Raw genomic sequence first — 18,678 nt, 5'->3', positions numbered from 1 at the left:
CCCAAAAGACGGGGCGACAGATATTCCTATCGCCCCGGCAACTGCGCGTTCAGCGCATCGAGCACCGCATCCTGCGCCGACGCCATATCGGCCAACCGGTCGCGCAGCGCATAAATATCGGGAAGTCCGTCGATCGCCTCATCGACGCTGCGCTCGATATAGAGGCGGTCGATATCGGCGAGCGCCCCGGTCAGCGGCGCGCGCGCCGCGGTCAGGCGCGAAATCGCCTGCTGCGCGACGACCCAGCGCTCGCTGGCAACCGACGCTCCGGCGGCGGCGGACACCGTTGATGCGGTAGAATTGCGTTCGGCGGCAAAGGCCTGCTGCGCGCGCGCCGCATCCGATTCCCAGCGCGCGAGTCGCCCGGCGAGGTCGGCGGGAAGCGGGCCTGGCGGTGCGACGACCACCGCGGGCGGCGCCACATCGAATCGCCCCTCGACCGTCCGCTTGGCGAGCGACGGCGCATCGGCCCCCTGCGCCGCGGCACAAGCCGACAGCGCCGGAGTCATTGCCAGGATCAGCGGGCCCAAAAGAAAAACGCGTTTCATCGCTGTCTCTGATATGGGGGGGCGAAGGCGGCAGCAAGTACCGAATCGGCAGCTGGCACGATAATCCGCCACGCAGCGGGCTTTTGGACAAAAAGCACGGGATTTGGCGGTTGACAGCAACGGCATGGCTCGCTAGTGGCGCTGACTTTCCCGCATGCCGGAAAAATCGCCAGCTTCGGCGGGTGACTGGTGCGCGGGTGACTTAGTTTTTTGATTGGATGGAAGACCATGTTCGCAATCGTGCGCACGGGCGGCAAGCAATATCGCGTCGCCGCTGGAGACAAGATCGCCGTCGAGAAGATCGAGGGTGAAGCTGGCGATACCGTGTCGCTGGGCGACATTCTGCTGGCCGGTGACGGTGGCGAAGTGAAGGACGCAAACGGTCTGACCGTTTCGGCCGAGATCATCGCACAGACGCGCGGCGAAAAGGTCATCGTGTTCAAGAAGCGTCGTCGGCACAACTACCGTCGTCGCAACGGCCACCGCCAGTCGCTGACGCTGCTGCGCATCCTCGCTGTCGGCGATGCCAAGAAGGCCGCGCCGAAGAAGGAAGCTGCACCGAAGGCCGAAGCCGCTCCGGCTGCCGAAGCCCCCGCCAAGCCCGCTGCCAAAAAAGCAGCCCCCAAGAAGGAAGCCTGAGCGCGGTAACGCAGCTCGGCCCAGATTTAAGGAGCATCCCTCATGGCACATAAAAAAGCAGGCGGTTCATCGCGCAACGGTCGCGACTCAGCCGGCCGTCGCCTTGGCGTGAAAAAGTTCGGCGGTCAGGAAGTGATCGGCGGCAACATCATTATTCGCCAGCGCGGCACGCGCGTCTATCCAGGCGTCAACGTCGGCATGGGCAAGGACCATACGCTCTTCGCAACCGCCGAAGGCCGCGTCCGATTCCACGACGGCAAGCTTGGCCGCAAATATGTATCGGTCGACATGATGGCCGCTGCCGCCGAATAAGGACGATCGCTGACGGGTCGTCCTACCAAGGGATGACCCGGAGCTGTCCTTTCCGCCCGCAAGCGGAAATCAGGTTCGAAAAGAGGGAGACGGGTCACCCCCGGACTCCCTTTTTTCTTGCCTGAAATCCGCGCACTAGCGGTCAGGCGTGAAAATCGGGCCTTCCATCTCCCTCCACATCGATTGTCGTCAAAGCGTCACCATCTGGCGCCAGGGCGACAGGCAAATGGGAGTGAAAAGATGTTTGCGCGTACCGAAAGACTGTTGCTGCGGCCCGGCTGGCAGGAAGATGCGCCCGCACTGGCGCGGGCGATCGGCGAAGAAAGCGTCGTCCGCAATCTCGCGACCGCGCCCTGGCCCTATGGCGAGGCCGAGGCGCAGGCGTTTCTGAGCAAGCCGATCGATCCGGCGCAGCCGCGTTTCCTGATCTTCGCCCGCACCGGCGGCGCCCCGCGCCTCGTCGGCGGCTGCGGCATTTCGCCGGACCCCGAAGGCGCGCTCGAAATGGGGTACTGGATCGCACGGCCCTATTGGGGCCTCGGCTTCGCGACCGAGGCGGGGCGCCAACTCATCCGCATCGCCCGCGCCATGCACATGCCGCGGCTTGCCGCCGGCCACTTCATCGACAATCCGGCGTCGGGCACGGTGCTGCGCAAGCTCGGCTTCCGCCCCACCGGACAAATTGCCCAGCGCTACAGCGTCGCGCGCGGCTGCCTTGCCGACTGCGCCTTGTTCGAAGAAGGCGCCGGTGACGCCGATGGCGCCGTCACCCCGATGCGAACCCGCATCGGGGTGGACGAGGATTTTCGTCAGGAACTCCGCCTGATGGCAGCGTGAAAATCAGCGTCGTCCCCCGCAAAGGCGGGGACGACGCCGCTTTTACCCGCGCAGCTTGTTCGCCATACCCATGATATCGTCGAGCGGATTGCCGTCACCATTCAGGTCGAGCATGTTGGCGAGGCCGCCCAACCCGCCGGATGCTCCGCCCGCAGGCGCCGCCGCGCCGCCGCCCAGCGCGCCGCCAAGCACATTGCCGAGCATCCCGCCAAGACCGCCGCCGCCCGCTCCGCCACCGCCGAGTGCGCCGCCGATCAGATCGCCCAGCCCGCCGCCACCCGACTGGCCGCCGCTCTGCTTGGCCATATAACCCGCCGCCATCATCGCGAGCATCGGCAGCATCTGCTTGAGCAGGCTGCTGTCGATCCCGGTCTGCGCCGCCGCCTGTCCCGCGACGGTGCGGCTGACGTCCTTCGAACCGAAAATCTGACCGAGCACGTCATTGCCCTGATCGACCGGGGTCGGCTGCGACCCCAGCACCGAATCGAGCAGACCGCCGCCGCCAAGCTGGCCGAGCAGACCGCCGAGTCCCTCGATCCCACCGCTTTGCGCCTGCTTCTTGAATCCGCCGAGGATCGCCGGGAGCAGTGCGTCGGCGCCCGCTTTCGCGATCGAGGGGGACACGCCAAGTTCTTTCGCCATCGATTCGATGCCGCCCGCCTGGGCCAGGATGTCGGTCAGATTCATTTGCTAATCTCCCTCTCTGGCGCGGATCGAACGGCGCCGATGCGGCGTTAGTATAACAGCGCGCGGGCCAAGCACGAGATGTTCATTTTACTGTCATTTGGCTGTGCGTAACTTTAGCATGCAGCGATGCGACTCCCCATTCCCGGGGACCGCAACGCAACCTGATGGGAGCAAGTTCATGGGCATTTTCAGCAGTATCAAGGACGCTATCTTCGGCAAGAAGGCCGTGGCCGCCGAGCCCGCCGCGTCGGCCCCGGCGACGAGCGCCGCCCCCGCAGCTCCCGCCCCGGCACCCGATATTTCGATCAGCGAAATCGATGTCGTGGCGATCCTGTCGGCGCAGGCCGCAAACGCTGGCCAACCGCTCAACTGGCAAAGCTCGATCGTCGATCTGATGAAACTGGTCGGCATCGACCCCAGCCTCGACAACCGCAAACAACTCGCCGAGGAACTTGGCTACACCGGCGAACGCAATGGCAGCGCCGAAATGAACATCTGGCTGCACAAGGCGGTGATGCGCGAACTCGCCGCCAATGGCGGTACGGTTCCGGCAGACCTCACCGACTGACGATCACCGACAATGTTCGACAGGGGGCGGGAAAGCATCGGCTTTCCCGCCCCTTTTCGTTGACCCGCTCGTGGCATCGCTCCAGACAGGTTTCAGAAGAAACAAAGTCGCCAAGGGAGCGCTCACGTGCACGACAGCCTTTCCACCCCCGTAAGCCGCCGCCAAACTCTCGCCGCCCTTGGCGCGGGCACCGCCAGCCTGACACTTCCCGCGCAGGCATGGGCGATCCATGCTCCCGCGGCGACGGATGCAGAGGCGCTGCTCACCTCGGTCGCCGACAATCTCCTCGCCCATTCGCCCGAGGGCGCAACCTCGCTCGGCATCGACACCGGCGCCCGCGCCGCGATGCGCGCAAAGCTCGGCGACCGCTCGGCCGCCGGAGTCCGGGCACTTGCCGACACGCTGAAAGCCGACGTCGCACGCGTCCGCGCCGTGGACACAAAGGGTCTCGACCACAAGACCCGCACCAGCCTCGCGGTCGTCGAGAGCGCCTATGGCGTTGCGCTCGACGGCTTTGCCCTCCCCTATGGCGACGTCGCGGTCGGCGGCTGGCGCAACACGCCCTATGTCGTGATCCAGAATGTCGGCGCCTATCTCGACGTCCCCAAATTTCTCGACAGCGATCATCCGGTCAAAAATGCAGCCGATGCCGAAGCCTATCTGGCGCGCCTCAACGCCTATCCGGGCGCGCTCGACGGCGAGACCGACCGGCTCAAGGCCGCAGGCGGCCAGGGGCTGATTGCCCCCGCCTTCCTGATCGACAAGGCGGTCAAGCAGATGGAGGCGAGCCTCGCCGACGCGCGGAATGGCGGCGGGCTGGTCGATAGCCTCGCCAAGCGCGCGCACGAAGGCAAGATCGCAGGCAATTGGGGTCCGCGCGCCGACACAATCACGCACGGGGCGGTTGTCCCCGCGCTCGAACGACAGCTCACGGAGCTGAAGGCACAGCGCAGCAAGGCGACAATGGACGCCGGCATGTGGGCGCGTCCGGGCGGCGATGAGTGGTATGCCTGGGCGCTGCGCGCCTCGACGACGACGCGCATGACCCCCGAGGAGGTCCACCAGATGGGCCGCAGCGAACTCGCCGAACTCCATGGCCGGATGGACCCGATCCTGAAGAAACTCGGATACACCCAGGGCTCGGTCGGTGACCGGATGAACGCGCTCGCCAAAGATCCGGCGTATAAATTTCCAGACAATGATGCGGGGCGCGCCGAAATCGTCGCCTATATCCAGACCTGGCTCGGCAAGATCCGCGCACAGCTGCCCCGCGCCTTCCGCACGCTGATGAAGGGCAATGTCGAGGTGAAGCGCCTGCCGCTCGCTGAAGAGCCTGGCGCACCCGCGGCCTATGGCGGGGCGGGGTCGATCGACGGGTCGGTTCCCGGAAAATTCTGGATCAATCTGCGCACCACCGATTTGCACAGCAAATATTCGCTGCCCGACCTGACAATGCACGAGGCGATCCCCGGCCACGCATGGCAGGGCGAATATGCGAACCAGATGCCGCTGATCCGCTCGATGCTCGCGTTCAACGCCTATAGCGAAGGCTGGGGTCTCTATGCCGAGCAGCTCGCCGACGAACTGGGCCTCTATGATGATTTCGAGGTCGGGCGCCTCGGCTATCTCCAGTCGCTCGCCTTCCGCGCCTGCCGCCTGGTGGTCGACACCGGGCTCCACGCCAAGCGCTGGACGCGCGAAGAAGGCGTCCGTTTCTTCGTCGAGCAAAATGGCTCGAATCCGCTCGAGGTCGCGAGCGAAGTCGATCGCTATTGCAGCTGGGCCGGACAGGCGTGCGGATACAAGGTCGGCCATAGCGAGATCAACCGCCAGCGCGGACTGGCGCAGACGGCGCTCGGCGCAAAATATGACCTGCGCGACTTCAACAATGTCGTCGTCGAGGGCGGCAACGTCCCGCTCGACGTGCTGGCGAAAAATGTCGATGCCTATGTGGCGAGCAAAAAGAGGTAACTCTTCATCACCCCGGGCTCGTCCCGGGGTCCGCCCGCCTGCCTTCAACGTTAAGGCAAAGGCGCCAGATCGGGCTCAACGAACCCCAGCCGAGCAGGCACGGAAAACAGCAATTCGCGGCTATAGAAACGCAGCGGCCAGTCACGGCGCCCCATCGGTGACAGCAGCAACGCATTGGCCCGCGCAGCCAACCCCGTCTCTACGGTCTGCGCCAGAAACAGCCGGACTCCCGCGACATAGGCGCGGGTGATGCTGTCATGATAACCGTTATGATCGTCGTTGACGCCGCCAACGCTCGCGTTGAAGCGGCGGATGACAGGCCCGATCTCGACATCGATATCGATGTCGGAGCGCTCGGCGAGCAGCCATAGGCATGCCCCCAGATGCGCTTCATGCGTCCAGGCTTCGCGTGGCAGCGCGCAGGCGAGCAGCCCCTCGCCAATCATACGGATTTCGGCGTCGCGCTCGAACAGGCGCGGCACATATTCGGTGGTCATCGATCCGGTCCTTCCGGGTGAATGGACACCCGGAAGACATCCGGGTCAATTATGCGGCGACCGCCGCCTGCGGTGCGGCCTGGCGAACGCCTTCGTCGACATGCTCGGCAAATTGCGCGAAATTGTCGATGAATTGCTGCACCAAGATTTGCGCGGTGCGGTCATAGGCGGCCTTGTCGGCCCAGGCTTCGCGCGGATCGAGAATTGCGCTGTCGACGCCGGCCACGGCGACCGGATATTCGAAGCCGAAATTCGGGTCCTTGCGGAATTCGGCGTCGTTCAGGCTGCCGTCGAGCGCAGCATTGAGCAGCGCGCGCGTCGCCTTGATCGGCATGCGGCTGATCCCGTCCATCGTCGCCATGCCACCGGTCCAGCCGGTGTTAACGAGCCAGCACTGGACGCCGCCCTTGGCGATACGCTCTTTCAGCAGATTGCCGTAAACCGACGGGTGACGCGGCATGAAGGGCGCGCCGAAGCAGGTCGAGAAGGTCGCCTCGGGCTCGGTCACGCCGATTTCTGTACCGGCAACGCGTGCGGTATAGCCCGACAGGAAGTGATACATCGCCTGTTCGGGGGTCAGCTTGGCGATCGGAGGCAGCACGCCATAGGCATCAGCGGTCAGCATGATCACCGTCTTGGGCACCGGCCCCATATTCTCGGTCGAGGCGTTGGGGATGAAGTCGATCGGGTACGAACCGCGGCTATTCTCGGCGAGGCTGTTGTCGTCGAAATCCAGCTCGCGGGTCGCAGGGTCAATCACGACATTTTCGAGCACCGTACCGAAGCGCTTGGTCGTCGCGAAAATCTCGGGCTCGGCCTCGGGCGAGAGGCGGATCATCTTGGCGTAGCAGCCGCCTTCGAAGTTGAAGACCGCGGTGTCCGACCAGCCATGCTCGTCATCGCCGATCAGGGTGCGCGATGCGTCAGCCGACAGCGTCGTCTTGCCGGTGCCCGACAGGCCAAAGAAGACCGCGGTGTCGCCATTGGCGCCGATGTTCGCCGAGCAATGCATCGGCATCACGCCATCGACGGGGAGCAGATAGTTGAGGATGCCGAACACCGACTTCTTCATCTCGCCCGCATAGGCGGTGCCGCCGATCAGCACGAGCTTTTCGGAGAAATTCACCGCAATGACGGTTTCGGTCCGCGATCCATGCTTCGCGGGGTCGGCGCGGAAGCTCGGCAGATCGATGATCGTATATTCGGTTTCAAACGCCGCCAGTTCCTCGGCGGTCGGACGGACGAGCAGGGTGCGAATGAACTGGCTGTGCCAGGCGAATTCGGTGACGACCTGGACGCTCACGCGATGTTCGGGCTGCGAACCGCCGAACAGCTGCTGGCGATAGACGCGCGGGCGTTCGGCAAGATGCGCGAAGAAATCGGCCTTCAGTGCCGCGAAATGCTCGGGGGTCATCGGGACATTGGTCTTGCCCCACCAGATGGTGTCGGCGGTTTCGGCGTCCTGGACGATGAACTTGTCCTTGGCCGAGCGACCGGTGTGCTTGCCGGTTTCGACAACGAGCGGGCCGTCCTTGGCGAGCAGGCCTTCGCCGTGGCGGATCGCATCTTCGACGAGCTGCGCGGTGCCCCAGTTTTCAGCAACATCCGCCTGGGTTTCCACTGCCGCGTCACCGATCAAAATGCGAGTCATAGCCTTGCCTTTCCCTTGGCGTTCGGGCCCCTTTGCATAGGTATGCGGACGATCCCGAACACAAGGGAAGGCCCGCATTTCCATGGGTGCCGACGTGACGCCGATTCTGTGAATTGGCTGTCGCGTTAGCGAGGATGGCCGGTGAGGTCAAAAGATTAAAGCGCCTTTTGGGGTCGCCCGTGTGCGGTTGTCGGCGGCCCAGATGGGCGGAGGCGCACGCCTTGACACACCCCCAAGCCATGCGGTTGTCGCTGCGCGACGGATCGGCTAACAAATAGCCTGTACCGCCAACGGAAAGAGCATGACGGCAACCATCGCGCTGGTCGACGACGACCGCAACATCCTGCAATCGCTGTCAATCGCGCTCCAGGCCGAGGGGTTCGTGACGCGCGTCTATTCGGACGGCGAAGCCGCGCTCAAACCGCTGCTCGACAATCCGCCCGACCTTGCCGTCTTCGACGTCAAAATGCCGCGGATGGACGGGCTCGAACTGCTGCGCCGGTTGCGCGAAAAGAGCCAGCTTCCGGTCATCTTCCTCACCAGCAAGGATGACGAAATCGACGAAGCGCTCGGCCTCGCGATGGGCGCCGACGATTATATCGCCAAACCTTTTTCCCAGCGGCTGGTGATCGCACGGATCCGCGCCATCCTGCGCCGCGTCGAACTCAACAAGAATTTGCCGAGTGAGGATGACGAACCCGTCGCCGAGCCGATCACCCGCGGACGCCTGCAAATGGATCCCGCGCGCCACAAGGTTGCCTGGGACGGGAAAGATGTGACCTTGACCGTCACCGAATTCCTCATCCTCGAAACGCTCGCGTCGCGCCCCGGCATCGTGCGCAGTCGCAATCAGTTGATGGACGCGGCCTATCAGGACGATGTCTATATCGACGACCGCACGATCGACAGCCACATCAAGCGCCTGCGCCGCAAGTTCCGCGAGGTAGACCCCGAATTCGACGCGATCGCCACCCTCTATGGCGCGGGCTACCGCTTTGCCGACGATGCGTGACGCCAAAAGGCCCGAAGGGAGCATCGCCGAGCAGGAGGAATCTCCGCTCGTCTGGTCGTCACGCTGGTCGCTGACGACGCGCATCCTCGCGGTCAATATTCTCGCGGTCGCCATGCTCGCGGGCGGCTTCTATTATCTCGACACCTATCGCAGCCGGCTGGTCGATACACGCATCGAGGTGATGAAGGATCAGCTCGCGATGCTCGACGCCGCACTCGAGGCGGCGCGGCCCGACCAGCGGCAGCGACTGGTCGATGAATTCGCCGCCACAACCGAATCGCGGCTGCGCTTTTATGACTCGAGCGGCAAGCGCAGCTTCGACAGCTTCGAAACCGGGCCACAAACCTACACGCTGCGCGACCCCGACCTGCAGGCATGGCAGCGTGACGCCGCGCGCGCGATGGACCGCGGCATCGACTGGATCGTCGGCGCGCCAAGCTATCCCGATTTTCTCGAGCCCATGGTCGATACCGCCGCCGCCTGGCCCGAAGTCGTCGAGGCACAGCGCAGCGGTGATGTCGCAATCCGGTTTCGCTACGCCCCCGAGCGCACCCCGCTTTTGAGCGCGGCGCGCGTCGTCGACCTCGAAACGCCGCAAACGGTGTTGATGACGCTCAACGCGCGCGACATTACCCGTACCGTGCGCGCCGAACGCTTTCGCCTCGCGATCGTCGTATCGGTGGTGCTGATGACGTCGGTGCTCCTCTCGCTCTTCCTCGCGCGCACCATCGTCCGTCCGCTGCGCCGCCTCGCGCGCGCTGCAGTGCGTGTACGCCTGGGTCGCGCCCGCGAAGTCGTCGTCCCGCGCCTGCCCAGCCGCCGCGACGAGATCGGCACCCTCGCACGGGCGCTTTCGGACATGACGCAAGCGCTTCGCGAGCGCATCGACGCCGGCGAACATTTCGCCGCCGACGTGACCCACGAACTCAAAAATCCGATCGCGTCGGTCCGGTCGGCGATCGAGGGGCTGGGCCGCGTCCAGACCGACGAGCAGCGCGCGCAATTGCTGGCGATCGCCGACGAGGATGTCCGCCGGCTCGACCGGCTGGTGAGCGACATCAGCGAGGCGAGCCGCGTCGATGCGCAATTGTCGCGCACGCTGTTCGAACCCGTTGACGTCGGGATGATGATCGAATCGATGCTCGCCGGCCGCGCCGCGCGCGCCGAACAGCGATCGGGCCAGCCGCGCATCGCTTTCGCGCGGCCGCGCAAGGACACGACGACGGTGATGGGCGATGGCCACCGGCTTGAACGCGCGATCGACAATGTCATCGACAATGCGATCAGCTTTTCTCCCGAAGACGGCCTCGTCTGCATCGCCGCGACGCGTCTCGGTGATGAAGTGCATATCCGCATCGACGACGACGGCCCCGGGATCGATCCCGATCAACGCGACGCCATTTTCCGCCGGTTCCACAGCGAACGCCCCGCCGGGGAAGCGTTCGGTCGCCATAGCGGCCTGGGGCTCGCCATCGCGCGGACGATCATCGAGGGACATGCAGGGACGATCGCCGCACGCGACCGCGAAGACGGCAAGCGCGGCGCCAGCCTGCTGATCACCCTGCCTGCGCGTCCCGACCGCGAAAACCATACCGAAACGGGATAGGCTGTGCCCGGTATCCGCCTTGCGGCGCCGCAGCCCCGCCGGTAAGCCTGCGCGATGTTTCCCAGCCGGACCCAGCCCCAGATCATCAATGTCCACGCCAGTTGCGTCGCAGCCGGCAGCCGCGGCATTTTGCTGCTCGGGCTATCCGGTCAGGGCAAATCCGATCTCGCGCTCCGGCTGATCGATCGCGGCGCGCGGCTCGTTGCCGACGATCGCTGCGACATCTGGTTCGATCGCGACCGGCTTTGGTGCCGCCCGCCTGCGGCGCTCGCCGGCAAATTGGAAGTGCGCGGGATGGGCATCGTCGAACAGCCCTGGACCGCGCCGGTACCGCTCGCCCTCGCGGTGCGGCTGACCGAACGCTACGAACGCATGCCGCCCGCCGGACAGGTGGAAATGGTCGCAGGCCACGCGCTCCCCGCCATCCAGCTATCCGCCTTTGAAGCATCAGCGCCGATCAAGATATTGCTCGCGCTCGACCGTTTGGCGCTCCATCCATGACCGACCACCCCGAACCCCGCCTCCTGCTCGTCACCGGCCTTTCGGGCGCGGGCAAATCGACCGTGTTGAAAGTGCTCGAGGATCTGGGATGGGAGGTTGTCGACAACCTCCCGCTCGCGCTGCTCGACGCGCTGATCGACGCCCCGGTCAAGAGCAGCGAAGCCGCTCGCCCGCTCGCGGTGGGGATCGACAGCCGCAGCCGCGGCTTCAAACCCGCGGCGCTGGTGCGGCAGATCAAGGCGCTGCGCGATGCCGGCGGACGCGACGTCCAGACCCTGTTCCTCGACTGCGCGGGGGCCGAGCTCGAACGGCGCTTTTCAGAAACCCGTCGCCGCCACCCGCTCGCCGAGGATCGCCCCGCCGCCGACGGCATCGCGCGCGAGCGCGAGATGATGGAGTCGCTGCGCCGCTGGGCCGAACATGTCATCGACAGCACCAACTACAGCAGCAACGACCTGCAACAGGAGGTGCGCCAGCGCTTCGGCGACAGCAGCCACGACGAACCCGCACTCAATATATTGAGCTTTGGTTTCGCGCGCGGCTTGCCGCGCAACGCCGATCTGGTGTTCGACATGCGATATTTGCGCAATCCGCATTGGGATGCCGCATTGCGCCCGGGCACAGGGCTCGACGCCGATGTCGCGGCCTATATCGTCGCCGACCCTGCCTATGAGGCGACGGTGGCGCAGATTGAGGCGCTGATCCTCGCCTTGTTGCCGCGTTACCGTGCCGAGGGCAAAAGCTATGTCACCGTCGCGTTCGGCTGCACCGGCGGCCGCCATCGGTCGGTCCATGTCGCCGATCGCGTCACCCGGACGCTGCGCGAAGCGGGTCATCGCCCGACACTGACCCACCGCAACCTTGACTCTGCCCCGCAAGATGGGCTTGAGGGCAGGCCCCCGCCCGCATCTCCCGCGTCCGGCGACGAACAAGCATAAGGGTCCCGCTTTACATGCCCACCGATAAAGCATTGCCGCTGCTGGGAATGGTCCTGGTCACCCACGGCCGACTCGCCGAGGAAATGGTGACCGCGATGGAGCATGTCGTCGGCCCCCAGCGCGCGATTGCCACCGTTTGCATCGGCCCGAACGACAATATGGAAATGCGCCGGTGCGAAATCGCCGACGCGCTGCGCCAGGTCGACGAAGGCCGCGGCGTCATCATGCTGACCGACCTGTTCGGCGGCACCCCGTCGAACCTTGCGATCAGCCTGCTTGAAAGCGGCCGGACCGAAGTGATCGCCGGCGTCAATCTGCCGATGCTGATCCGCCTCGAAAGCGCGCGCAAGACGATGGATCTCCGCCCCGCGGTGATCGCTGCCAAGGAAGCCGGACAAAAATATATTTCCGTCGCATCGGAAATGCTGGGGGTGGGTTCATGAGCGAAATATCGGAAACGGTCGAAATCACCAACCAGCGCGGGCTCCACGCGCGCGCATCCGCTAAATTCGTTACCTTCGTCAGCCGCCTGCCCGAAACGGTGAGCGTCGAGGTCGAACGCAATGGTTCGCGCGTCAACGGCACCTCGATCATGGGGCTGATGATGCTCGGCGCCGCCAAGGGCGATTCGATCACCATTTATACGAAGGGCGACGGCGCCGATGCCGCGCTGCTGAAACTCGTCGGGCTGGTCAAGGACAGCTTCGGCGAGGATTGACCGCATGACCGGTCGCCGTAGCCAAATCGAAAGCCTGTCGAACCCGCTGATCAAGCGGATGCGGCTGCTGCGCGAAAAACGCCATCGCCGCGCCGAGGAACTATTCCTCGCCGAGGGGCTGCGCATCGCGACCGAAGCTCGCGAGGCGGGTATCTTGCCGCAATGGCTGTTCCTGGGCCCCGATGGCGATACGCATCCGCTCGCCGCCGCGCTCGCCGCCGACACGCTGAAAGCCGGCGGCGAGGTGATCGACACCACGGGCGCGATCCTGTCCAAATTGTCGGGCAAGGATAATCCGCAAACCGTCGTCGGCATTTATGCCGAACCCGAAACCAGCCTCGCCGATCTCGACCGCAGCGCATCATCGATCTGGCTCGTCGCCGAGCGCCTGCGCGATCCGGGCAATCTCGGCACGATGCTGCGCACCGGCGACGCGGTCGGCGCGGGCGGGCTGATCCTGCTCGATGAAAGCACCGATCCCTATGCGGTCGAGGCCGTGCGCGCGAGCATGGGCGCGATCTTCACCCAAAAGCTCGTCCAGACGCGCTGGGAGGAATTTCTCCCCTGGCTTCGCGGCGGCCCCGGCCAGCTCGTCGCGACCTGGCTCGGCGACGATACGCAGGACTATCAGGCGGTACGCTACGCCGCGCCGACCTTCATCCTCACCGGCAATGAATCGCAAGGTATGCCGGCCGAATATGCCGCCGCCGCCGACGTCCGCGTGAAGATGCCGATGATGGGCAAGGCGGACAGCCTCAACGCCGCGATCGCCACGGCGGTGATGGCCTATGAGGTATTGAACCAGCGGCGAAGCTGAACGAGCACCCACGATATCATTCAGCATGCCGCCATTCGCATGCTATTATCCGGCCGCCTTTCCTTTCGCATCGCGCGAAGTTCAAGGAGTGTCCGATGCAAAAAACCCTTCCCGCGCTCGCGCTTTTCGCCGCCCTCACCGGCTGCGCCACCGTCGGTGCTCCGCCGCAAGGCCCGGGCGGGGCGCCTGCCGCTGCCTATATGGCGCTCGGAACCGAGCCCGACTGGACGCTCGAAATCACCGATGCGCGGCTGAACTACTCCGGCGATTATGGTGAGACAAAAATCATCGTCCCCAACCCCGGCGCCCGGGCATCGACCACCGGCCGGAACTACACCACCAATCGGCTGGCCGTCGCCATCACCCCTATGCCATGCAGCGACGGGATGAGCGACCGCCGCTATGCCGATACGGTGCGCGTGACCGCCGACGGCAAAAGCCTGCAAGGCTGCGGCGGCAGGATTTTGCCCCCCGACACCCTCGCCGGAACCAGCTGGACCTTCGTCTCGATCGGCGGCGTCCCAGTCGCATCGGATCGGCCGACCTCACTACAATTCGACGGCACGCGGATCAGCGGCAGCGCGGGCTGCAATCGCTTCACGGGCGATTTCAAGAGCGACGGCGCCACCTTGACCACCGGACCAATGGCATCGACCCGAATGGCCTGCCCCGGCGCGGGGATGGCGCAGGAAAATGCCTTCTTCGCGTTGATGGGCGCGCCGGTCGGACTGGAATTCGCGTCCGACGGCACGCTGATCCTGACCGGCACAGGCGGCAAGACTGCGGTGCTTAAGCGAGTAATCTAATAATCGTCGCCCCCGCGAAGGCGGGGGCCGCTGGCAACCTTGCGCAACGCCGATAGCGACCCCCGCCTTCGCGGGGGCGACGCCTTTTATTCGCCGGCGTCGTTAACCGCAGCCGGCGCCGCCGCCAGCTTGGCGAGCGGACGCGCCGATTGCTCGGCGACCGGAAGCACGGGGATTTCCTTGTCGCCGGTCTCGATATCGAGGCTTTCGAACCGCCGCGCCTGCGTCAGAACCTGTGACTCAAAACTGCCGACAAAGCTATTATACGCCCCCGTCGCCTGATCGAGATTCTTGCCGACCCGCGCGATATGCGACCCCATTGTCGCCATGCGCGCATAAAGCTCCTTGCCCAGCGCGGCGATCTCGCGCGCCTGATTCGCCAGCTTTTCCTGCCGCCACACCGCCGCGACGGTGCGCGCGATCGCGATGAGGTTGGTCGGGGTCGCGAGCAGCACCTTGCGCTCGAACGCATAGTCCCAAAGCCCCGGATCCTGATCGAGCGCGGCGGCGAGGAAATGCTCGCCCGGCACGAACATCACCACAAAATCAGGAGTGTCGTCGAACTGGTTCCAATAGGCCTTGGCTCCCAGCGTATTTACATGCGCCTTCATCGCCGCAGCGTGCGCGACCAGATGCGCAACCTTCTCGCGCTCGTCGACCGCGCCGAACGCGTCCTGATAGGCGTTGAGCGAAACCTTGGCGTCGATCACCAGATTCTGCCCACCCGGTACCTTGACCACAACATCGGGACGCAGCCGCCCGCCATCGCCATCGGTCACGCTGACCTCGGTCTGGAAATCGGCGTGTTCGGAAAGGCCGCAGCTTTCGAGCACATTGCGCAGTTGCTGCTCGCCCCAGCGGCCGCGCGCCTTGGGCGCGTTGCGCAGCGCGTTGACCAGCTTCGCCGCCTCGCTCGACACCCGCTCGGTGCCCTCGCGCATCGCGGCGATCTGGCCATGCAGCAGGCCAAAAGCGTCGCGCCGCTCGGCCTCGACCTTGCCAACCGCCTCCTCATATTTTTGCAGCCGCTCGTGGACCGGACCGAGCAGCGCTTTCAAATTCTGCCCCGCCGTCTCTTCGCTCTGGCGAAAGCGTGCGTCGGCGCGATCGAGAAACGCCTTTTGCGCGCCATCGAGCATCACCTGCCCCACCTCGCGGAACTGCGCGGTGAGCGCGGCCTGCGCGTCTTTCAGTTGCGCGATCTGGGCATCATGCGCCTCGTCGCGCGCGCGCTGCTCGCTGAGCAGCGACGCGAGCTGAATATCGGCACGCTTGCGCGCCTCGGTCTCGGCCGCCAGGTCGGTGACCGCAATCCGGAACCGTTCGGACAGCCCATCGCGCTCGGCCTTGAGCCCGCCCATCTGCCGCCCGGCGAACAACCAGCCGATCAGGGCACCGATAGCGAGGGCAACAAGGGCGACGAAAAGCGAAGGCATATCCATGTGCGGAACATAGGACGAACACCGCCCGTCTGGCTAGTCGCTAATTGCGGATATTACTCCGGCCCGAACGGCAGGATCGCGCGATACGCCTCCGCCCCCGGCGCGCCGCCGACGACCATGCCCTGGGTCAGCAGCCAGTAATGCCGCACGATCTCGGCCTGCTGCTCCAGCCCGTAGCGGTCGAGAAGCCAGCCGGGTTTCAAGCTATAGTGATAGGTCGCGAACGGGTGCCGCATCAGCACCAGATACCAGCGCCCGCGCGTCTGCGCCTGCCAGACATGGACCATTTCGTGAATGAACAGCCCCTGGAGCCGCTGTGAAGCGGCGCCAAAATCGTCGCAATAAAGCGCGCCATGCGGGTTGAAATGCAGGCTGCCCATCGGCGCCATGACAATATGGCGCGGCTGGAAGAAAATCCATTTATGGTGGCAGATGCGCACCTGGTCATAGGCGATCGCGTCGCCGAACACCGAGCGCGCAAGTGCAACCTCGCCCGAGGTCAGGGGACGCGACGGCCGTGGCACTTATTTCTTTGCCGCGTCCGGGGCTGCCTGTGCGGCGTCGGCACCGCCATGGCCCATCGCGCCATGATCCATTGGCGCTTCGGCGCCTTCCGGCTGCTTGATCACCATGTCGAACAGGATGCGCTCATTATTATTGTTCGTGAAAACGAACGCCATCGGCAGCTTGCCCGCGCGCACTGCGGCGCCGTTGATGCCCCAGATCATCAGATGCTTGCCGCCCTGCACAAAGCGCAACTCGCCCTTCGCCGGCACATCGGCGCGGGCGAGCGGCTTCATCGTCATCATGCCGTTTTCCTTGACGCTTTCGTGCATCTCGACGCGCTGCGCGAGGTCGGAGGTCACCGCCATCAGCTGCACCGCACGCGGCCCGCCGGTGACCCGGAAATAACCGACCGCCGGCCGGTCGGGGGTCGCCCCCATCACGATATGTCCGCTGACGACATTGAGCTGCGGCCCCTTGCCCAGATTTTCCCCGCAGGCCGTCAGGGAAAGCGCGGCGGTGGCGACAGCAAGGATGGCAAAGGGTTTCATTTTGGGAGGACTCCGTAAAAGCGCATGAATTCCCCTCCTCGATAAGCCCTCAAAACCCTTGTGCCAAGGATAAGCGCACCTATATCGCCCCCAGAAACCCAACATACGGCGTGCCTGTTTAGGGCGCCGGGAAGCAACAAGGACGAGTGAAATATGGCCAAAGTGATCGGGATCGACCTCGGCACCACCAACAGCTGCGTGGCGGTGATGGAAGGCGGCAAGCCCAAGGTTATCGAAAATGTCGAAGGCACGCGCACGACGCCGTCGATCGTCGCCTTCGCCAAGGACGGCGAACGGCTGATCGGTCAGCCGGCGAAACGCCAGGCTGTGACCAACCCCGAAAACACGGTATTTGCGGTGAAGCGCCTGATCGGCCGCCGCTTCGACGACCCCATGACCAAGAAGGACATGGAGCTCGTCCCCTATACGATTTCCAAGGGCAGCAACGGCGACGCGTGGGTCAAGGCGGGCGGCGAAGATTATTCGCCGTCGCAGATCAGCGCCTTCATCCTTCAGAAGATGAAGGAAACCGCCGAAGCCTATCTGGGCGAAAAGGTCGAGCAGGCGGTGATCACCGTTCCCGCTTACTTCAACGACGCCCAGCGCCAGGCGACCAAGGACGCCGGCCGCATCGCCGGCCTCGAAGTGCTGCGCATCATCAACGAGCCGACCGCGGCCGCGCTCGCTTACGGCCTCGACAAGACCGAGAATAAGACGATCGCGGTCTATGACCTTGGCGGCGGCACCTTCGACATCTCGATCCTCGAGGTTGGCGACGGCGTGTTCGAAGTGAAATCGACCAACGGCGACACCTTCCTCGGCGGCGAAGATTTCGACTCGACGATCGTCCAATATCTCGCCGACGGCTTCAAAAAAGACGAAGGCATTGACCTGCGCGGCGACAAGCTCGCGCTCCAGCGCCTGAAGGAAGCTGCCGAAAAGGCGAAGATCGAGCTGTCGACCGCCGCGACGACCGAGGTCAACCTGCCCTTCATCACCGCCGACGCCAGCGGGCCGAAGCATCTGGTGAAAACGATCACCCGCGCCGACCTCGAAAAGCTCGTCGAAAATCTCGTCAAGCGCACCCTCGATCCGTGCAAGAAGGCGATCAAGGACGCCGGCATTTCGGCGAGCGAAATCGACGAAGTCGTGCTCGTCGGCGGCATGACCCGCATGCCGCGCGTCCGCGAAGTCGTGAAGGATTTCTTCGGCAAGGAACCGCACACCGGTGTGAACCCTGACGAAGTCGTCGCGATCGGCGCCGCGATTCAGGCCGGCGTTCTGCAGGGCGACGTCAAGGACGTGCTGCTGCTCGACGTCACCCCGCTGTCGCTCGGTATCGAGACGCTGGGCGGCGTGTTCACGCGCATGATCGACCGCAACACCACGATCCCGACCAAAAAGTCGCAGGTTTACTCGACGGCTGATGACAATCAGTCGGCGGTGACGATCCGCGTCTTTCAGGGCGAGCGTGAAATGGCGGCCGACAACAAGGCGCTGGGCCAGTTCGATCTCGTCGGCATCCCGCCGGCGCCGCGCGGCGTGCCGCAGATCGAAGTGACCTTCGACATCGACGCCAACGGCATCGTGTCGGTCCACGCCAAGGACAAGGGCACCGGCAAGGAACAGCAGATCAAGATTCAGGCCAGTGGCGGCCTGTCGGACAGCGACATCGATCAGATGGTCAAGGATGCCGAACAGTTCGCCGAAGAGGATAAGGCGCGCCGCGAAGCGGCCGAGGCAAAGAATAACGCCGAAAGCCTCGTCCACTCGACCGAGCGCCAGATCGTCGAACATGGCGACAAGATCGACGCAAGCCTGAAGGCCGAAATCGAAGCCGCGATCGCCGAAACCAAGACCGCGATCGAGGGCGGTGATGCCGCAGCGATGACCGAAAAGTCGCAGGCCCTCGCACAGGTCGCGATGAAGCTCGGCCAGGCGATCTACGAGAAGGAGCAGCAGGCGGCCGCGTCCCCCGGCGCCGATGCTGACGAAGCGAAGACCGACGAAGACGTCGTCGACGCCGAATTCTCCGAAGTCGAAGACGACAAGAAGTAAGGGCTGGCCTCTCAT

Annotated in this window: 21 protein-coding genes; 14 read left to right on the top strand and 7 right to left on the bottom strand. The window is 64.6% G+C overall.

Going from position 1 to position 18,678, the window contains the following annotated elements; all coding sequences use genetic code 11:
• Nucleotides 1-26: 26 nt before the first annotated feature.
• Nucleotides 27-548, bottom strand: coding sequence for a hypothetical protein (locus CDQ91_RS17785; protein WP_088474041.1), 522 nt, complete (start codon nt 546-548; stop codon nt 27-29).
• A 228-nt stretch (nt 549-776) separates the two neighbouring features.
• On the opposite strand from CDQ91_RS17785, the gene rplU reads away from it, so the two are divergent.
• From rplU to CDQ91_RS17770, 3 genes are all read left to right on the top strand, one after another.
• Nucleotides 777-1,187 (top strand): 50S ribosomal protein L21, encoded by a 411-nt coding sequence (gene rplU / locus CDQ91_RS17780; protein WP_088474040.1) that lies wholly within the window; start codon nt 777-779, stop codon nt 1,185-1,187.
• A 42-nt stretch (nt 1,188-1,229) separates the two neighbouring features.
• Nucleotides 1,230-1,499: a 50S ribosomal protein L27 gene (gene rpmA, locus CDQ91_RS17775; RefSeq protein ID WP_088474039.1), complete on the top strand. Its 270-nt coding sequence runs from the start codon at nt 1,230-1,232 to the stop codon at nt 1,497-1,499.
• Between the two features lie 240 nt (nt 1,500-1,739).
• On the top strand, nt 1,740-2,336 hold the full coding sequence (locus CDQ91_RS17770; RefSeq protein ID WP_088474038.1) for a GNAT family N-acetyltransferase: 597 nt from the start codon (nt 1,740-1,742) through the stop codon (nt 2,334-2,336).
• Between the two features lie 42 nt (nt 2,337-2,378).
• Here the strand turns inward: CDQ91_RS17770 and CDQ91_RS17765 are convergent, their stop codons facing one another.
• Nucleotides 2,379-3,023 carry a DUF937 domain-containing protein gene (locus CDQ91_RS17765; RefSeq protein ID WP_088474037.1) on the bottom strand — a complete coding sequence of 215 codons (645 nt, stop codon included), beginning with the start codon at nt 3,021-3,023 and terminating at the stop codon, nt 2,379-2,381.
• Between the two features lie 178 nt (nt 3,024-3,201).
• On the opposite strand from CDQ91_RS17765, the gene CDQ91_RS17760 reads away from it, so the two are divergent.
• On the top strand, nt 3,202-3,591 hold the full coding sequence (locus CDQ91_RS17760) for a DUF3597 domain-containing protein (protein ID WP_088474036.1): 390 nt from the start codon (nt 3,202-3,204) through the stop codon (nt 3,589-3,591).
• Nucleotides 3,592-3,717: 126 nt separating this feature from the next.
• On the top strand, nt 3,718-5,562 hold the full coding sequence (locus CDQ91_RS17755) for a DUF885 domain-containing protein (RefSeq protein WP_088474035.1): 1,845 nt from the start codon (nt 3,718-3,720) through the stop codon (nt 5,560-5,562).
• 50 nt (nt 5,563-5,612) lie between these two features.
• Here the strand turns inward: CDQ91_RS17755 and CDQ91_RS17750 are convergent, their stop codons facing one another.
• Nucleotides 5,613-6,059 carry a hypothetical protein gene (locus tag CDQ91_RS17750; RefSeq protein WP_088474034.1) on the bottom strand — a complete coding sequence of 149 codons (447 nt, stop codon included), beginning with the start codon at nt 6,057-6,059 and terminating at the stop codon, nt 5,613-5,615.
• 49 nt (nt 6,060-6,108) lie between these two features.
• Nucleotides 6,109-7,710 (bottom strand): phosphoenolpyruvate carboxykinase, encoded by a 1,602-nt coding sequence (locus CDQ91_RS17745; RefSeq protein WP_088474033.1) that lies wholly within the window; start codon nt 7,708-7,710, stop codon nt 6,109-6,111.
• Nucleotides 7,711-8,011: 301 nt separating this feature from the next.
• Between CDQ91_RS17745 and CDQ91_RS17740 the strand changes: the two genes are divergently transcribed.
• The 8 genes from CDQ91_RS17740 (at nt 8,012) to CDQ91_RS17705 (ending at nt 14,108) form a co-directional block, all read left to right on the top strand.
• The gene (locus CDQ91_RS17740) at nt 8,012-8,722 is read left to right on the top strand and encodes a response regulator transcription factor (protein ID WP_088474032.1); all 711 of its coding nucleotides are present in this window, start codon (nt 8,012-8,014) and stop codon (nt 8,720-8,722) included.
• Nucleotides 8,715-10,328, top strand: coding sequence for a sensor histidine kinase (locus tag CDQ91_RS17735; protein WP_237246035.1), 1,614 nt, complete (start codon nt 8,715-8,717; stop codon nt 10,326-10,328). The genes CDQ91_RS17740 and CDQ91_RS17735 overlap by 8 nt, the downstream gene beginning before the upstream one ends.
• A gap of 54 nt (nt 10,329-10,382) precedes the next feature.
• Complete coding sequence (locus tag CDQ91_RS17730) at nt 10,383-10,829, top strand: HPr kinase/phosphorylase (protein ID WP_088474030.1); 447 nt, start codon at nt 10,383-10,385, stop codon at nt 10,827-10,829.
• The gene (rapZ, locus tag CDQ91_RS17725) at nt 10,826-11,767 is read left to right on the top strand and encodes an RNase adapter RapZ (RefSeq protein ID WP_088474029.1); all 942 of its coding nucleotides are present in this window, start codon (nt 10,826-10,828) and stop codon (nt 11,765-11,767) included. The genes CDQ91_RS17730 and rapZ overlap by 4 nt, the downstream gene beginning before the upstream one ends.
• Nucleotides 11,768-11,805: 38 nt before the next feature.
• The gene (locus CDQ91_RS17720) at nt 11,806-12,210 is read left to right on the top strand and encodes a PTS sugar transporter subunit IIA (RefSeq protein ID WP_088474095.1); all 405 of its coding nucleotides are present in this window, start codon (nt 11,806-11,808) and stop codon (nt 12,208-12,210) included.
• Complete coding sequence (locus CDQ91_RS17715; RefSeq protein ID WP_088474028.1) at nt 12,207-12,485, top strand: HPr family phosphocarrier protein; 279 nt, start codon at nt 12,207-12,209, stop codon at nt 12,483-12,485. The genes CDQ91_RS17720 and CDQ91_RS17715 overlap by 4 nt, the downstream gene beginning before the upstream one ends.
• Before the next feature lie 4 nt (nt 12,486-12,489).
• Nucleotides 12,490-13,302, top strand: a complete 813-nt coding sequence (locus CDQ91_RS17710) for a TrmH family RNA methyltransferase (RefSeq protein ID WP_088474027.1) — start codon at nt 12,490-12,492, stop codon at nt 13,300-13,302.
• Between the two features lie 95 nt (nt 13,303-13,397).
• Nucleotides 13,398-14,108: an META domain-containing protein gene (locus CDQ91_RS17705; protein WP_088474026.1), complete on the top strand. Its 711-nt coding sequence runs from the start codon at nt 13,398-13,400 to the stop codon at nt 14,106-14,108.
• A gap of 86 nt (nt 14,109-14,194) precedes the next feature.
• On the opposite strand, the gene rmuC is transcribed toward CDQ91_RS17705, so the two are convergent.
• The 3 genes from rmuC to CDQ91_RS17690 are packed head-to-tail and all read right to left on the bottom strand — an operon-like array spanning nt 14,195 to nt 16,605.
• Nucleotides 14,195-15,550: a DNA recombination protein RmuC gene (gene rmuC, locus CDQ91_RS17700; RefSeq protein ID WP_088474025.1), complete on the bottom strand. Its 1,356-nt coding sequence runs from the start codon at nt 15,548-15,550 to the stop codon at nt 14,195-14,197.
• A 53-nt stretch (nt 15,551-15,603) separates the two neighbouring features.
• Complete coding sequence (locus CDQ91_RS17695; RefSeq protein WP_088474024.1) at nt 15,604-16,074, bottom strand: vgr related protein; 471 nt, start codon at nt 16,072-16,074, stop codon at nt 15,604-15,606.
• On the bottom strand, nt 16,075-16,605 hold the full coding sequence (locus CDQ91_RS17690; protein WP_144036817.1) for a copper chaperone PCu(A)C: 531 nt from the start codon (nt 16,603-16,605) through the stop codon (nt 16,075-16,077).
• A 153-nt stretch (nt 16,606-16,758) separates the two neighbouring features.
• Here CDQ91_RS17690 and dnaK point away from each other — a divergent pair, with 153 nt between their 5' ends.
• Nucleotides 16,759-18,663: a molecular chaperone DnaK gene (gene dnaK, locus CDQ91_RS17685; protein WP_088474022.1), complete on the top strand. Its 1,905-nt coding sequence runs from the start codon at nt 16,759-16,761 to the stop codon at nt 18,661-18,663.
• Nucleotides 18,664-18,678 lie beyond the last annotated feature (15 nt).

It is taken from the genome of Sphingopyxis witflariensis (assembly GCF_002205635.1).
Classification (GTDB): domain Bacteria; phylum Pseudomonadota; class Alphaproteobacteria; order Sphingomonadales; family Sphingomonadaceae; genus Sphingopyxis; species Sphingopyxis witflariensis.
The sequence above is the reverse complement of the archived record's forward strand: the minus strand, read 5'-3'. Positions and strand labels throughout refer to the sequence as shown.

Excerpts from the sequence above, each read along its gene's own strand:
- CDQ91_RS17785 (WP_088474041.1), bottom strand. The coding sequence starts at position 548 with ATGAAACGCGTTTTTCTTTTGGGCCCGCTGATCCTGGCAATGACTCCG.
- rplU (WP_088474040.1), top strand. The coding sequence starts at position 777 with ATGTTCGCAATCGTGCGCACGGGCGGCAAGCAATATCGCGTCGCCGCT.
- rpmA (WP_088474039.1), top strand. The coding sequence starts at position 1,230 with ATGGCACATAAAAAAGCAGGCGGTTCATCGCGCAACGGTCGCGACTCA.
- CDQ91_RS17770 (WP_088474038.1), top strand. The coding sequence starts at position 1,740 with ATGTTTGCGCGTACCGAAAGACTGTTGCTGCGGCCCGGCTGGCAGGAA.
- CDQ91_RS17765 (WP_088474037.1), bottom strand. The coding sequence starts at position 3,023 with ATGAATCTGACCGACATCCTGGCCCAGGCGGGCGGCATCGAATCGATG.
- CDQ91_RS17760 (WP_088474036.1), top strand. The coding sequence starts at position 3,202 with ATGGGCATTTTCAGCAGTATCAAGGACGCTATCTTCGGCAAGAAGGCC.
- CDQ91_RS17750 (WP_088474034.1), bottom strand. The coding sequence starts at position 6,059 with ATGACCACCGAATATGTGCCGCGCCTGTTCGAGCGCGACGCCGAAATC.
- CDQ91_RS17745 (WP_088474033.1), bottom strand. The coding sequence starts at position 7,710 with ATGACTCGCATTTTGATCGGTGACGCGGCAGTGGAAACCCAGGCGGAT.
- CDQ91_RS17740 (WP_088474032.1), top strand. The coding sequence starts at position 8,012 with ATGACGGCAACCATCGCGCTGGTCGACGACGACCGCAACATCCTGCAA.
- CDQ91_RS17735 (WP_237246035.1), top strand. The coding sequence starts at position 8,715 with ATGCGTGACGCCAAAAGGCCCGAAGGGAGCATCGCCGAGCAGGAGGAA.
- CDQ91_RS17730 (WP_088474030.1), top strand. The coding sequence starts at position 10,383 with ATGTTTCCCAGCCGGACCCAGCCCCAGATCATCAATGTCCACGCCAGT.
- rapZ (WP_088474029.1), top strand. The coding sequence starts at position 10,826 with ATGACCGACCACCCCGAACCCCGCCTCCTGCTCGTCACCGGCCTTTCG.
- CDQ91_RS17715 (WP_088474028.1), top strand. The coding sequence starts at position 12,207 with ATGAGCGAAATATCGGAAACGGTCGAAATCACCAACCAGCGCGGGCTC.
- CDQ91_RS17710 (WP_088474027.1), top strand. The coding sequence starts at position 12,490 with ATGACCGGTCGCCGTAGCCAAATCGAAAGCCTGTCGAACCCGCTGATC.
- CDQ91_RS17705 (WP_088474026.1), top strand. The coding sequence starts at position 13,398 with ATGCAAAAAACCCTTCCCGCGCTCGCGCTTTTCGCCGCCCTCACCGGC.
- rmuC (WP_088474025.1), bottom strand. The coding sequence starts at position 15,550 with ATGGATATGCCTTCGCTTTTCGTCGCCCTTGTTGCCCTCGCTATCGGT.
- CDQ91_RS17690 (WP_144036817.1), bottom strand. The coding sequence starts at position 16,605 with ATGAAACCCTTTGCCATCCTTGCTGTCGCCACCGCCGCGCTTTCCCTG.
- dnaK (WP_088474022.1), top strand. The coding sequence starts at position 16,759 with ATGGCCAAAGTGATCGGGATCGACCTCGGCACCACCAACAGCTGCGTG.